At 64.4% G+C, this 14514-nt stretch carries 14 protein-coding genes; 3 read left to right on the top strand and 11 right to left on the bottom strand.

Annotation, left to right across the window (positions count from 1 at the left end; genetic code table 11):
- Nucleotides 1-189: 189 nt before the first annotated feature.
- The 7 genes from L0977_RS11725 to L0977_RS11695 form a co-directional block, all read right to left on the bottom strand.
- Nucleotides 190-1254 (bottom strand): type IV secretion system protein, encoded by a 1065-nt coding sequence (locus L0977_RS11725; RefSeq protein WP_234265047.1) that lies wholly within the window; start codon nt 1252-1254, stop codon nt 190-192.
- Nucleotides 1255-1266: 12 nt separating this feature from the next.
- Complete coding sequence (locus L0977_RS11720) at nt 1267-1461, bottom strand: hypothetical protein (RefSeq protein WP_234265046.1); 195 nt, start codon at nt 1459-1461, stop codon at nt 1267-1269.
- A 230-nt stretch (nt 1462-1691) separates the two neighbouring features.
- On the bottom strand, nt 1692-4202 hold the full coding sequence (locus L0977_RS11715) for a VirB4 family type IV secretion/conjugal transfer ATPase (RefSeq protein WP_442786629.1): 2511 nt from the start codon (nt 4200-4202) through the stop codon (nt 1692-1694).
- Complete coding sequence (locus L0977_RS11710) at nt 4186-4518, bottom strand: type IV secretion system protein VirB3 (RefSeq protein ID WP_234265044.1); 333 nt, start codon at nt 4516-4518, stop codon at nt 4186-4188. Before L0977_RS11710 ends, L0977_RS11715 begins: the two co-directional genes overlap by 17 nt.
- Before the next feature lie 18 nt (nt 4519-4536).
- Entirely contained in the window at nt 4537-4821 is a 285-nt protein-coding gene (locus L0977_RS11705; RefSeq protein WP_234265043.1) for a TrbC/VirB2 family protein, read from the bottom strand.
- Entirely contained in the window at nt 4818-5327 is a 510-nt protein-coding gene (locus L0977_RS11700; protein WP_234265042.1) for a lytic transglycosylase domain-containing protein, read from the bottom strand. The genes L0977_RS11705 and L0977_RS11700 overlap by 4 nt, the downstream gene beginning before the upstream one ends.
- 10 nt (nt 5328-5337) lie before the next feature.
- Nucleotides 5338-5547: a hypothetical protein gene (locus tag L0977_RS11695; protein ID WP_234265041.1), complete on the bottom strand. Its 210-nt coding sequence runs from the start codon at nt 5545-5547 to the stop codon at nt 5338-5340.
- Nucleotides 5548-6287: 740 nt separating this feature from the next.
- On the opposite strand from L0977_RS11695, the gene L0977_RS11690 reads away from it, so the two are divergent.
- From L0977_RS11690 to L0977_RS11680, 3 genes are all read left to right on the top strand, one after another.
- Complete coding sequence (locus L0977_RS11690) at nt 6288-7322, top strand: IS630 family transposase (RefSeq protein WP_234265054.1); 1035 nt, start codon at nt 6288-6290, stop codon at nt 7320-7322.
- A gap of 70 nt (nt 7323-7392) precedes the next feature.
- Nucleotides 7393-8156 (top strand): IS5 family transposase gene (locus L0977_RS11685; protein WP_234265040.1). Its coding sequence is split into 2 segments (ribosomal slippage): nt 7393-7708 and nt 7708-8156, totalling 765 coding nucleotides; the frame shifts between segments, so codons are not numbered across the junction.
- An 89-nt stretch (nt 8157-8245) separates the two neighbouring features.
- Nucleotides 8246-8869: a tyrosine-type recombinase/integrase gene (locus tag L0977_RS11680; RefSeq protein ID WP_234265039.1), complete on the top strand. Its 624-nt coding sequence runs from the start codon at nt 8246-8248 to the stop codon at nt 8867-8869.
- A gap of 191 nt (nt 8870-9060) precedes the next feature.
- Here L0977_RS11680 and L0977_RS11675 read toward each other — a convergent pair whose 3' ends face one another.
- Genes L0977_RS11675 through L0977_RS11660 form a run of 4 tightly spaced genes read right to left on the bottom strand, consistent with a single transcriptional unit; the run spans nt 9061 to nt 14510 of the window.
- Entirely contained in the window at nt 9061-9570 is a 510-nt protein-coding gene (locus L0977_RS11675) for a hypothetical protein (protein WP_234265038.1), read from the bottom strand.
- A gap of 60 nt (nt 9571-9630) precedes the next feature.
- Nucleotides 9631-11799, bottom strand: coding sequence for a copper-transporting P-type ATPase (locus tag L0977_RS11670; protein WP_234265037.1), 2169 nt, complete (start codon nt 11797-11799; stop codon nt 9631-9633).
- 10 nt (nt 11800-11809) lie between these two features.
- On the bottom strand, nt 11810-12859 hold the full coding sequence (locus tag L0977_RS11665) for a YVTN family beta-propeller repeat protein (protein WP_234265036.1): 1050 nt from the start codon (nt 12857-12859) through the stop codon (nt 11810-11812).
- A gap of 10 nt (nt 12860-12869) precedes the next feature.
- Nucleotides 12870-14510, bottom strand: coding sequence for a multicopper oxidase family protein (locus L0977_RS11660; RefSeq protein WP_234265035.1), 1641 nt, complete (start codon nt 14508-14510; stop codon nt 12870-12872).
- Between the last annotated feature and the right edge of the window lie 4 nt (nt 14511-14514).

Below are 14514 nucleotides of genomic sequence, written 5' to 3'. Positions count from 1 at the left end.
CGATTTTCGATAGCGTAACTGTACAGTGAAGCGACAATGTTTGCAACACTGTTTTACGACTTCTGGCTGGCGTGACATACATCAGCCCATTGTTGGCGCCCACCCGCTTTTACGAATACCCGAGAAATCAAAACGGCGGCGGCGACCTTGAGGCGGTAGTTCATGGTGTGCTCCTTGGCAAGTGGGAGATCAAGACCGGCCGCGCAGGGCGGCGAGTCGGTATGCCGCAGACCGTGCGGCTCCGTAGCCCCTGCGGGCCATGTTTCCGGCGTAACGACCTGTGGCTGCTACGGCGGCACCCGTCGTGGCACCCGCACCAGCGCCTGAGCGGATCATGCCCCCCGCGCCTGTACCGCCTGCTGATCGGGCGGAGGATGCTGAGCGCAGGCCCGAGACCATCATGGCGTTCTGGATCATCTGAATGCCTTGTTGAATCGCTGCGCCCCCTGTCAGGGCCGAGGCGAGGCTGGGCGCCTGGAAGCAGAGGATGGCCATGAGGATCATGAGCACGCAGTAGCGGGTGGCTTCACCCAGCACGTTGAAGGTGCTGCCGAGGAAGCCGCCACCGTCGTTGATGGCCTTGAACATGGCGGCGCCCATGTAGGCGCTCAGGCCCAGCGCGAAGAAGGCGAACCAGGTGAGCACCACGGCGTTCAGCACCATCGACAACCAGCTGTCGAAGAACCGGGCGGTGGGGCGCCAGGCCAGGCACAGGATGAACAGCGGACCGATGGCGATCACGAATGTCAGGAACAGCTTGGCGAGCGTGACGACGAAGAGGGCGATGCAGAGGAAGAAGACGGTTCCGATGGAGAAGATGCCGCCCGCCAGCAGCAGGTCCAGCCGAAGCACGCTGGCCTCTTTCATAATGTCGGCGACTTGAGCGCTGGCGTCGTCGTTGAACTTGTCGAGAAGGGCGTAGGGCGAGCTGATCGTGGCGGGGTCAACGCCAGAAGGCAGAAAGGTACTGGCCACGCCCATGGCCAACGCGTTGGCGGTGTCCGACACGTTGCTGATGTAGAAGCCTGACTGCAAGGCAAAGGCCAGCACCAGCCCGATCTTGAACACCTTCCAGACGAAAGTGGGCACGGTTTCAGACACCTCGTTGCGCAGCACGGCCCAGCCGTAGAGGGCCACCCACAGCGTCATCGCCGACAGCGCAATGGGCGTGATCGCCGACATGAGGGAGGACACCACGCCGAGCACGTAGGTGCTCAGAATCGCGTCGAAGTTGGAACCGACCCAGGCGAACATGACATCGCTCCCTTATTGCACGGCCGGGTAGGGCAGGTTGGTCGGTGGCGGTGCGAAGACCTTGACGCACTTGCTGCCCAGATCGGGGTACTGGCACTGCAGCCACTGACCGCTGGTCTTGAGCACCCAGATGCGCGAGAGTTTGGTGGTGCCGTAGCTGGAGGGTCTGCAGGTGCCTTCACGTGCATAGACCTCAGTGCACTCCATCAGACCTTCTCGTGTTTCCACCATGTGCCAAGGGCCTGCATGGCATCCTGCTTGAGCCAGGCAGGACTTGGTCTTTCGGATGGGACCGGAGCTGGGCAGTGGCGCCAACTCGACCAACCGTTCACCGGTGGTTGAGTCGCGAACCGCCTCGTTGCCTTTCACGAATTGGGCGCTGGCGCTCGTGCTGACAACGACAAGCGTCAACACAATGGGAAGGGTGTGAAACCGGTTCATGTCGCTCTCCTGGAGTTGCGGGATTTGCGATCCTGAACCTCGCGCAGCAGCACGGGAAGCCAGAGAAACGGATCGTTACCGTGTTGTTCACGAACGGTGTCCAGCAGGGCGACGTTGTCGGTGGTGGCCGACAGTACGGTCACGAAGTCCTGTAAACCGCTGAGGTCTAACTCGCAGATCGCGCTGCTGTGCCCTTGTTTGACCAGGAAGCGCCTGCCGCCTTGCGCGCCCAGGCTACGCACGATGCCGAATTCGGCCTCGCTGAGACCGAAGCCCTCCACGTATTCCTCGCGCACCGCTTCGGGGTTGGCCAGAAAGATCTTGGTGACGCTCTGTTCCACCATCGTGCGGCCGATGGGGTGGCGCAGCACGTCAGATGGGCTCTGTGTATCGAAGATGCCCAGGCCGTTCTGCTTGCGGATCGTCTTCTGCTTCTGTTTGGCGAAGTCGCTGAAGATGTCGTGGTCCAGCGCTTTCCAGAACTCCGAGATCACATAGATCATCCGCTCGCCGTTGACAAGCTCCTCCATCACCTGGAGCAGGTACAGCATGACCGGCGTGCGGACCTCGGGCAGGTCCAGTAACTCGGTGGTGTCGAAAGCGATGACCGATGCGGACTGCAGGTTCATCAGCTGGTCGTTGGCTTGATCAAACACCCAGCCCAAGGCGCCGCCCTCGCACCAGCGGCCCAGGCGCTCGTACAGACTGTTTTCGCCAGACTTGGGCAGGTTCTGGCGAATGGTCGAGAAGCGGCGCAAGGCGGTCGGCATCATCGCCACCGTCTTCACGGCGTCAGCGATGGCGCGCTCATCGGCCGGCAGCAGGGGCAGGGCGGGTGTGGCGATGCAGGTGCGCACCAGCTGTTCCCAGAACTGGATGCGGGCCGGTGTGGGATCGCGCTGCAGCGGGTTGAGGTGCGTTGGCTTGCCCGCTTCGAGCGTGAAGTACCGGCCGTTCATGGCCCGGATGGCAATCTCGCACCCGCGGTCCAGATCAAACAGCACCAGTCGGGGAGCGGGGTTCCACTTGCGGGTCAGTGTCAGCAGGAACATTTCCAGCGTGGTTTTGCCGACCCCGGTGGACCCGATGATGATGGTGTTGCCCGGTAGCTTCTTGTCGGCCGAGTCTTCACCGTCGGGGCTGCTGTGGAAGTTCAGATAGAACGGTTGGCCAGACGGCGTTCTCAGCAGCGCCAAGGCTTCACCCCAGGGGTTGCCGTCTCGTTTGCCACGGGCGAAGTTGTGCCCGCTGGCCAGGGCGGCGAAAGCGCGAGAAGACAACTTGGCATCGCGCGGGCGCCACTGCCAGTTACCGGGCATCTGGGCAAACCAGGCGGCATCGGCCACCAGGTCCACCGGCGACATCTGCAGGCTGGACGACTCACCCACGGCGCCAATGGCCTGAGCCGCCCGTCGTCCGGCATCGGCCAGGCTGTCTTCCCCCGGGTTGCCGAAGACCACCAGGCTGTAGTGGTACTCGCCCATGCAGAACTGGCCATCGCCCAGCTCGTTCAATGCCTCGTCCATGTCCGCGATCTGGCTGGAAACCACATCGTCGCTGGCGATCAGCTGATCGCGTTGCAGCTCAAGGGCACGGGTGGCCTCGCGGCGCGGCAGGATCGAAAAACTCTGGGTCTCGATGAACTCGCTGTCTTCGTACAGCAAGGCGTTGAGGATGCCGGGTTCAACAGCATCGGCGTATTCCTTGATGTCCACCAGGGCTGCGCAGCGCCGCTGATCCCCATTTCTCAGCTCCAGCTTGTCGCCGCCAAATGAAAGGCGGGTCGAGGGCAGGGTGCGGTGCAGTGGTCCGGCAGTAAATGGCACGGGCTTCCAGTACCCGTTGACCAGGTAACCCAGAAACTCGGCGACTTCCGAATAGAGGCGGCCCCGTTTTTCACGCACGCCCAGGAGCTGCGGGCCAAACCCGCGCAGCACCCTGTGAACGAACGCGGTGCGCTCTTCCATCACCCGCAGCGCTTCGGCATGGGCCTCCGCTATGGCAGCCTTGGACCGCTGCGGCGACTGCAGCGCCCGGCTGATGCGGGAGGCGGTGGGCCGGTAGACCAGGGTCAGGTACAGCTCGTTGCTCATCATCGCCCGCTGGTTCAGGTGCGCCTGATAGGCCTGTGACAGGTCTTTGGCAAACCCATCTTCCGCTGGGTCGCTCAGAGCATCCTGAATCTTGCGGTGCAGCCGGTGGGTCCAGATGGCCCACTGGCCACCCGAGAGGTTGCGCAGCAGGCTGCAAAGTGCTTCGTGTCGTTCCGTAACCAGGTAGTCGTCGGCGCACTCGAAGGCCACACCGTCGAGCCGCCACACCCGCAGGAAATCGCCACCACGGGTGATGACATCATGGTCGCTCAGCAGCGAAGAGAAGGGTACGAACCTGGTCAATGGGTTCTCCGCCAGTGCCTGCGACCAGTGGCGAGGCTGCGGGCCACCTGCCACAGGGCGTCGCGTTGTGCGGCGTGCGGCCTTCCCCGAGCGGTCAAAGATGCCAGTCATCGGACGCTCCCCGAAAAAGGGTGGGTGAGTAGCTGCGCGCGCACCAGAACCGCCGGTTGCGGTCGTGCAATCGCAGCTTGAGTGCGATGAAGATTTGCCGAAACCGCTGGTCGTCTCGGGATGTCACCCAGCGCATCCAGAACAGGGTGGGCACGAAGGACACCAGCACGCCCACTGCGATCCACCAGCTCACGAGGATGCCGCCCCACATCATCAGCAGCATCCCGCTACCGAAAAGCACCACCAGTGGCACCAGCGGAATGCCCAGCTTCATGGCCGGGCGGGTCGCGCCCTTGTAGATGGTTTCGGCTTGCATGGCGGGTGCCTGCTGAGGTCAGCTGACGATGTAGCTGGCGAACGCCGCAGCACCACCGACCAAGGTTCCACCGATCAGAATGTTGGCCACATCCGCCAGCCGGGCGCCCTGAAAGATCATCTTGAAACCGGCCCAGATGATGGCGATCGTCACCACGGCTACAGAGATCGTCACCAGGATCGCGTTGACGTTGGTGACCGTCGTGTTCACCTTGTCGAAGCCTTGCGCCCAGACCTGGGGTGGCAGCAACATCAACAGGCTGAGGGCACGGACCTGGCCTTGAGACAGTTTCTGGCGATTCATGACGGCTCCTTGGATGAGGGGTTGGAACGAGGGTGGGGCAGTGAGCGGGCAGCGGCGACAACCTTCTGCACATAGCCATGGCGAAAGCCGGTTGAGAAGTTGCCGCTGTAGTAGCAAGAGAGGGCTTTGCGCAGGGCGGACTGAAGGGGGGCCGCCCCACTTTGTGTCAGGCCTGCTCGGTCGAAGCATTCCGTCAACACGGACTGCATGGCCGACAGGTTCTGGCAGGGGTCGAAGGCACTGCTGGTGTTCAAACCCAGGCGCTGAAAGTTGCTCACGTTGATTTGTCCCAGGCCGACGCTGAAGTTGCGCCCGGCGGTGAGCAACTGATTGGCAGTGGCCAGTGCTTCATCCCGGTTGTCGGGCTGGCGGCGCAATGCACCACCCACCACGCCGATGGCCCAGGGGTTGAAGGCGCTTTCGACGGAGACGAGCGCTTGAGCCGTGGAAAGATGGACTTGTGGTGCACAGGCCAGTGCCAGTGCCGCAAAGGTGGAGGCTTCCATGGCGCTGGCCTCAAGGACGAGAGCGAAGCCAGGCCGCCCGGTCGTCGTCGTACTGGGTGTCCCAGGTGCCGAGCTGGGACTTCGCGACCGGACTGAAATCCGTCACCGTGTCGCCACCCATGTCCCACCAAGTGCGCGTGAACTGCTTTCCGTCGATGGTGACCGTGATCGCACCGGTGTAGTCACAGGTGTAAATCGGACCGCTTTCGGCCTCGTGCACACGGGTGTACTGGGGCGGGCAGTTGCCCGGTGCTCGGGCCCACGCATGCCTGGCCGAATTGCCAGCGCCGGACATCCCGCAAGTGGGGAATGCCTTACCCCGGGCCAGGTCCCGAAGTACCTGCCGAATCGGCGGCACACATTGAGGGATCGACTTCCAGCTGGGTGCCGCGAAGCACAGCAACACCAGGCAACCGTCTACGGCATGCGCGGCCGTGGGGGCGAGAAAGCTCGTCGAAAGCACCGCGGCAGACGCCACCGCAGCGCGTGACTTCCGGCTGGTGGCTGCTGCGCGCGTTGCTCCGGAGCGCGAGACCAAGTGCCGAATTCTTGAAAGGATGAAGTCCACCAGACACCTCACAGTTCCTGCATCCGCTGGAGGTGAAGGTCACTTCATCTCGCTGGGTGCTGTGAGGTCAATGTAGGACTGGGAGAAGCCTGTTCTGCTGCTGGATTTGGGCTGTTTTCCAGCGCTTTCGCGTTGGTTGCATCATGGGTTTCGTGAGGCAAGCCCAAAAAAAGAAAGCCCGGAAGGTGGGGCAAATTTATGAAGGGAGCTGTGCAGCGATTGCTGTCCCTCGCTGCACTGATCCGAATACCCGCTGTTGTCCGTAGAACAGTCATTCACTCCGACACAAATGGCGTACACAGTCCCAGAACCATGAGTGGACAGCCTAGGGCGTGTTATTTATTCGGAATAATTTAACTTGAACTATTTGGTTGCGTCATCATCTGAGCATGATGGAAGCAACCGACATGAGAAAGCTCTCGCGCGATGCGCGGCACGAGCGGCGCGTGCAGGTCATACGACTGCGCAAGGCGGGCCAGACCTACGACGAGATTGCGGCACAAACGGGGCTGAGTCGAACCGGCGTGTTTGACATCTGCAAACGCCACGAAGCGGCGGGCGCCAAGGCCTTGCGCGACGCACCCAGCGGGCGCAAGAGCGGCGATGGCCGGCTGCTCGACGCGACGCAGGAGGCCGCAGTGCGCAAGCTCATCACCGACAAAACGCCCGACCAGTTGAAGATGCCCTACGCGCTGTGGACGCGCGCAGCGGTGGCGCAGCTCATCGAGCAGCGTTTTGGCATTCGCCTGCCGGTGCGCACGATGGGGCTGTACCTGGCGCGCTGGGGCTTCACGCCGCAAAAGCCGGTGAAGAAGGCCTACGAGCAATCGCCCGCCGCAGTCAAGAAGTGGCTGGACGAGGACTATCCGGTCATCGCTGCGCGTGCCAAGGCCGAGGGTGCCGAGATTCACTGGGGCGACGAGAGCGGGCTGCGCAGCGACGACGTGCGCGGCCGTGGCTTTGCGCCCAAGGGGCAGACGCCGGTGATCCGGGTCAACAACAAGCGACATGGCCTGTCGGTGATCTCGACCGTGACCAACAAGGGGCAGATGCGCTGGCGCATCTTCGATGGAGCGCTCAACACCGACATCCTGATCGACTTCCTTCGCCGGCTGATCAAGGGCGCCACCAAGAAGTTGTTCCTGATCCTGGACAACCTGCGAGTGCATCACGCCAAGCCGCTCAAGGCCTGGCTGGCCGAGCACGCCGATGTGATCGAGGTGTTCTATCTGCCCAGCTACAGCCCCGAACTCAACCCCGACGAGATGGCCAACGCTGACATCAAGCAGGCCGTCACGAAGTTGGCCCCAGCGCGCACGACGCAGCAACTGGTCAAGGCTACCGCGCGCCACTTGCGCAGCGTGCAGCGACAGCCTGAGCGAATTCGCAAGTACTTCGAGCATGGTCCGGTTCGCTATGCAGCTTGATTCAAGTTCGTTGATGCCGGATCAATAACACTAATGGCAATCACTGAGATGACGACGGACACTCTCGGGTATGGAAATCACACCCGAGCAGTTCGCCACGATTGAGCACTGTCTTCCCAGGCAGCGTGGCAACGTCAGCCTGAGCAACCTGCAGGTGGTCAACGCCATCCTCTATGTGGCCGAGCACGGTTGCAAATGGCGCGGACTGCCCAAGCGCTTGGGCAATTGGCACACGATCTACACGCGCATGAACCGTTGGACCAAGGCCGGCGTCCTGGATCGCATGTTCGAAGAGTTGCAGCGGGCGCAGGTCGTGCGTATCAAGATTGAGGCGGTCTCGCTGGACTCCACCAGCATCAAGGTTCACCCAGACGGCACCGGAGCGTTAAAAAAAACGGCCCACAGTCCATCGGAAAGTCCCGAGGCGGATGGAACACCAAGATTCATCTGGTTGCCGCGGATGCTCGAACGGCCGTGACGTTCTGCCTCTCGCCAGGACAAGCGCACGACGCACCAGAAGGCAGGCGTTTGCTCAGCAGCCTTGGGGCGACCAGCAGGCCGGTGCATTTGTTGATGGACCGCGCCTACGAAGGCAACGAGACGCGGCAGCTGGCACTTGATCTGGGCTTCATTCCGGTTGTGCCACCCATGAGGACTCGGATCGAACCTTGGGAGTACGACCGCGAGATGTACAAGCGTCGCAACGAGGTCGAGCGCCTATTCCGTCGGCTCAAGGGCTATCGACGCATCTTCTCGCGGTTCGAGAAACTCGACCTCATGTTCCTGGGCTTCATCAGCTTCGTCCTTGTCGCTGATGGGCTGAGAATGTGTTAACAGGCCCTAGTTCGAACTTGACCTAACGCAAACACCCTGAACTTGAGCCGGAGCATGCTGTGTGGCCCTCAACTTGATGGGAGTCCATCATGGAAACCTCAGGCACCGCTGTTCACCATGCACCGTGGAACAAGGGCAAGATCGTTGGCCAGAAGGCACCCTTCAAGTTGAAAGATATCTGGGCGTTGCGTGTGCGCCTTCAGCTTGAAGGCAGGATTCGCGAGCTGGCACTCTTTAACCTCGGTATTGACAGCAAGTTGCGTGGCTGCGACTTGGTCGCGCTGAAGGTCCGTGACGTGTGCCACGGCGATCAGATGGCCGCCCGAGCCATCGTGATGCAACACAAAACACAACGACCGGTGCAGTTCGAAATCACGGCGGGCACCCGCGATGCCCTGCAGAAGTGGATCAAGCAGGCGTCATTGAAATCAGATGACTTCCTGTTTCCCAGCAGGCTTCACGAATCTCCCCATTTGGGCACGCGGCAGTACGCACGAATTCTGGGGCACTGGGTTGACGAACTGGGACTCGACCGAGCCGACTATGGGACGCATTCCATACGAAGGACGAAGGCGACGCTGATCTATCGGCGCACCAAGAACCTTCGAGCTGTGCAATTGCTGCTTGGACACGCCAAGCTGGAGTCCACCGTGAGGTATCTGGGTATCGAAGTCGATGACGCCCTTGAAATATCCGAACAGACAGAAGTCTGACGCTGGCGTCGATGGCATCACGGCCACGGGCGCTGGGCGTCGACCTCAAGACGTGCAAAAGGCGATCGGGTTGGACCGGGTTTCTTTTTCAATGCGTACCAGTCTTGCAGACTCGCCGCGTGCTGAAGTCCGTCACCGCTGCACGCTGGACACGAAATCAAGCCAGAGCGGCGGATGACTTTGAGGGTGGCTTATCTCGCCCGGGACCACCGATGGAAAACAACCAAGGCTGCGAGGGCGATGGCGAGGTAGTTGGTGACCATGAACCACGGGGTGTTCCAAGCGACGCCATCAAGACCCCAGTAGGTCACCGGATAGAAAACCGGTGATGGATAGAAATCGGCCGAGTGCGTGAACACGTCGATCAGCACATGGGACCACCAGCCCCACAGCGGCAACCAGAAGCGGCCCAGCCAAAGCCAGAGTGACCCTGTGACGGCCCCCGCCACCAGCGCACTATGCATCACGCAATGCAGGTGGTGTGTCAGGCCGGCGAGCAGCGGCGACATCGTGGGCTCGTACCCGGGCAGCGCATTGGCGTAGGCCAGCAGCACACGCCAGCCCTCCGACGACGACAACGCCAGCGCGACCAGCGGCGCGAGCTGGGCCAGATCAGGCAGCACCGCCAGGCCCACCGCCAACCCGACGGTGCGGCGATCCAGCGGCCGGCGCTGATGCCAGGCCGCGGCGCCCAGGCCCACCCACATTCCGTGCGCAAGGATGTCCGTGGCGCTGGCCCTCCTGTCCAGTAAATCTGTCCGTTATCGGTTGCGCAGGCGCAGAGCATTGCCGATGACGGACACCGAGCTCAGGCTCATGGCCAGCGCGGCGATCATCGGCGACAACAGCCAGCCCGTGATCGGATACAGCAGTCCGGCGGCCAGCGGAATGCCCAGCGCGTTGTAGACGAAGGCGAAGCCCAGGTTCTGCTTCATGTTGGCCACGGTGGCCACCGAGAGTTCGCGCGCGGTGGCGATGCCACGCAAGTCGCCCTTCACCAAGGTGAGCTGCGCGCTGTTCATGGCGACATCGGTGCCGGTGCCCATTGCGATGCCCACATCGGCGCGCGCCAGTGCCGGGGCGTCGTTGATGCCGTCCCCCGCCATGGCCACCACGCGGCCCTCGGCCTGCAACCGTTCCACGAGCCGGAGCTTGTCAGCGGGCTGCACTTCGCCGTGCACCTCGTCGATGCCCAGGCGCTGGCCCACAGCGTGCGCCGTGGTCAGGCCGTCGCCCGTGGCCATCACGACGCGGATACCCGCTTTGCGCAGCGAGGCCAGGGCCTCGGCGGTGGTCGGCTTGATCGGGTCCGACACCGCCAGCAGGCCAGCCAGTTGTTGGTCCACTGCCAAGTACATGACACTGGCGCCCTGGCCGCGCAGCGACTCGGCCTCTGTCGTCACCACCGAGGTGTCCACACCCAGCTGGTCCATGAGGGCCGTGTTGCCCAAGGCCAGCGCCCGCTCGCTCACCACGCCGTGCACGCCGATGCCCGACGCCGAGTCGAACTGACTGGGTGCTTCAAGCACCAGCCCCTGCTGCCTGGCCGCAGCGACGATGGCGGCCGCCAGTGGATGTTCACTGCCCTGGTCCAGGCTGGCCGCCAGCCGCAGCACCTCCGCGTCGGTGTGGCCCGCCACGCCAAGGGCGCGCTCGAATGTGGGGCGTCCTTCCGTGAGGGTGCCGGTCTTGTCCACGATCAGGGTGTCGACCTTGCGCAGGTTCTCGATGGCGGCGGCGTCGCGGAACAGCACGCCGTGGCCGGCGCCGCGGCCGGTGGCCACCATGATCGACATGGGCGTGGCCAGGCCCAGCGCACAGGGACAGGCGATGATGAGCACCGCGACCGCATTGATCAGAGCATAGACCCAACTGGGCTCCGGTCCCAGCCAGCCCCAGCCCAGGAAGGTGAGCACCGCGATGCCCACCACGGCCAGCACGAAGGTGCCCGCCACCTGGTCGGCCATGCGCTGCATCGGCGCCCTGGAACGCTGGGCCAGGGCCACCATCTGCACGATCTGGGACAGCACGGTGGCCGATCCCACGCGTTCCGAACGCATCACGAGCGCCCCGCTGGTGTTGAGCGTGGCGCCGATCAGCGGGGAGCCCACCTGTTTGCTGACCGGCAGCGGCTCGCCGGTGAGCATGGATTCGTCCACCGCGCTCTGGCCCTCCACCACCACGCCGTCCACCGGCACCTTCTCGCCTGGGCGAACCCGCAGCAGGTCGCCGACGTGCACATGCGCCAGCGGAACGTCCTCTTCCCTCCCGTCGGAGCCGATCCGCCGCGCCGTCTTGGGCGCCAGCCCAAGCAGGGAACGGATGGCGGCCGAGGTCTGGGAGCGAGCCTTGAGCTCCAGCACCTGACCCAGCAGCGTGAGCGAGATGATCACCGCCGCGGCCTCGAAGTACACCGCCACCCGCCCCATGGACTGGAACGAGGCGGGAAAGGCCTGCGGCGCGACCGTGGCCGCGACGCTGTAGACGAACGCGGCCCCCGTGCCCAGGCCGATCAGGGTCCACATGTTGGGGCTGCGGTGCACCACCGACTGCCAGGCCCGCACGAAGAAGGGCCAGCCCGCCCACAGGACGATGGGCACCGACAACGCCAGTTCGATCCAGCTCTGCACCGCCATGTCGAACCAGCCCAGGCGGTGCCCCGCCATCGCCAGCACCGCAACCACCACCGTGAGCGGCAAGGTGGCCCAGAACCGGCGCTGGAAATCCGCGAGCTCCGGGTTGTCCTGTTCCTCGGCCTCCGGCATCACCGGCTCCAGCGTCATGCCGCACTTGGGACAGTTGCCCGGGTTCGGCTGGCGGATCTCGGGGTGCATCGGGCAGGTATAGACCGTGCCCGCCGGCAGGGGCGCCGCAGGCGCCGCCGCCTGCGAATGGGCGGCCGGGTGATGGTGGTGGTGCGGCGCATGCATCGGGCTGCTCCTATGGGGTTACGCTGATGCCGTTGGGGCCGGCCCCCACCGGCACGGTGGCGACCGGCTTGTGCGCGGCCAGGTCGATCACGGTGACCGTGTTGTCGTAGAGGTTGCTCACGTAGGCTTGCCGACCGTCCGCATCGACCACGACCCCGTGCGCACCCCGTCCAGTGCGGATGCTGGCCGTGACCTTGAAGGAGGTCAAGTCGATCACGCTCACCGTGCGTCCGGGGGTCTTGCGGTTGCCCTGGTTCGCCACCAGCAGGCGCTGGTTGTCCGGGGTCGCAAACAGCTGGATGGGGCCGTTGCCGACAGGAACCTTGCGCAGCACTTTGCGCGTCCGCGGGTCGATGACGGCCACCTGGTTCTCCTGCGACAGCGACACGAAGGCCAGGCGACCGTCGCCGGTGAACCCCACCTGGGCCGGCCCCTTGCCCACAGGAATGCTCTCGACTTCCTTGCGGCTGGCCGTGTCGATCACGGACACGGTGCCGCCCTTGAGGTTGGCCACATAGGCCTGCTGCCCGTCCGGGCTCAGCCGGATGCCGTGCGGGAACGCGCCGGTGGCGATGGTGGTCACCACCTTCATTGCCCCGGCGTCCACCACGCTGACGGTGTTGTCGCCACCGTTGGTCACGTAGACCCAGCGGCCGTCCGGGGACACCACCACGTGCGCGGGATGCTTGCCGACCGGCACCTTGCCCACCACCGTGTCGGTGGCGGTGTCGATGGCCCAGACCTCCCCAGGAGTGGTCATGGCGGCGTGTGCGGCGCCCGACATCCCCTGGTGGCCCGCGTGGCCGGCGTCGGCCGGTGGCGTTCCGTTGTTGGTCACCCAGACCCGCCGGCCGTCGGCGGTGGCCTGGACGTTGTGGGCGCCCGCGCCGACGGTGATGGTGCGGATGGTCTGGCGGGTGTCGGTCGCGATCACGCTGACCGTGCCATCGGTTTCATTGGCGACGTAGACCTTGGACGCGGCCAGAGCAGCGGACGTCCAGCCCAGGGCGAGACAGGTGGGGATCACGGCGAGACGTTTGCTGATGGTTCGAATGTTCATGGTGAGTTCCTCAGGCCTTGACCTGGTATCGCATCATCATTCCCGCCTCGGCATGTTCCAGCGTGTGGCAGTGAAAGACATAGTCCTGATCGCCGGCGTGGGGGTGCGAGAAGTCGATGGCGACCTTCACCGACTCGCCCGGCCAGACCTGCAGGGTGTCCACCACCCCCAGGTCCTGCGGCAGCAGGCCGCGCGCGCCGGCCAGGGGGCGGATCTGGGCCGGGCTGCCCAGGCGTTCGAGCACCCGGAACGAGAAGCCGTGCAGGTGCATGGGATGCGGCATGCTGCGTGCGGCGTTCTCGATCAGCCAGGTCTCGCGCGCGCCGCGCTGCACGGTCAACTGCACGGCGGCGTGGTCGAACACCCCGTCATTGATGGTCCAGTGCCCCTGGCCGTCGTGACCCAGCCGCATGCGGCGCAGGGCGCCCGCCGGTTCGGCCGGTGCGGCGAGGCTGGACAGCCGGGAGGGCATGCGCCGGTCATAGGGCACTCCGGCTGCCGCCAGGTCAATACGCATCAGGGCCCGCGCATCGCCTTCCATCGCCATGGCGGCGGGCGCGGCGGCACCGTGGGCCGCGCCGTGCTGGCTGTGGTCCATCGCCGCCATGTCGTGTCCACCCTCCTGGTGCATCGGATCAAAGGGCAGCGAGGCCAGGGTCACCGGCCGACCGCCTTCGGCTTCCCGGAAGTCCACCAGCACATCCAGCCGCTGACCGGGCGAAAGGAAGGTCTGATCGATGCGCACGGGCTGGGCCAGCAATCCCCCGTCCGTGCCCGCCAGGTAGAAGCCCAGGGCCCGGCCTTGTTGCAGGAACGCCAGCCGGTAACTGCGCGCGTTGCTCCCGTTGAGCAGCCGGAAACGCACGATGCGGCGACCCGCCTTGAGCACCGGACGCTCGGTCAGGTTGACCATCAGCCGGCTGCCCACCCAGCCGCCAAAAGACTGTGCGGCGCTGGGTGCGTACCGGAGGCGTCCCTGTGCGTCGAATTCCTTGTCCTGCAGCACCAGCGGGATCTCGGATTCACCCAGCGCCAGCGCCAGTTCCTTGCGCAGGGCGGTTTCGTCGTCGTCCTCGACAAAGAGCAGGCTGGCAAGCCCGTGGTAGGCCTGCTGGGGAATGAAGCCGTGCGCATGGGGGTGGTACCAGTACATCGACGACCGGTCCTGCACGGTGAAGGCGTAGTCCATCTGCTGGCCCGGCGCCACCACGTGGAGCCCGTTGCCGTCGTTGCGCGAATCCACGCTCAGGCCGTGCCAGTGAATGACGGTGGGTTGATCGATGCGGTTGATCAGCTTCACGCGCATCTGGTCGCCCTGGCGCGCCAGCAGCGCCGGGTTGAGGAAGGTCTTGCCGCCCGCCTGCACGGCATAGGCCAGGACAGGCGTGCGCTGCCCCGGCAGCACCTCGATCTCGCTGCGGACCACGTGGACTTCCCTGAAGTCCGTCGCGGGCAGCACCCCGAAGAGGCCACTGCTGCCCGGCAGGCGCAAGGGGTTGGAGAAGCCCGTCGCCTGCGCTTCAATGCGAAGGACCGCGTCGGTGGACAGGCCTGACGGCGTGGCTGAGGCGGCCCAGGCGCCCGGGCAGGCTGCTGCTGCCCCCAGCGCGCCCATGCCGCCCAGAAACTGCCGCCGTGAAAACATCGACATCACA

It is taken from the genome of Hydrogenophaga sp. NFH-34 (assembly GCF_021401345.1).
Lineage (GTDB): Bacteria > Pseudomonadota > Gammaproteobacteria > Burkholderiales > Burkholderiaceae_C > Hydrogenophaga > Hydrogenophaga electricum.
The sequence above is the reverse complement of the archived record's forward strand: the minus strand, read 5'-3'. Positions and strand labels throughout refer to the sequence as shown.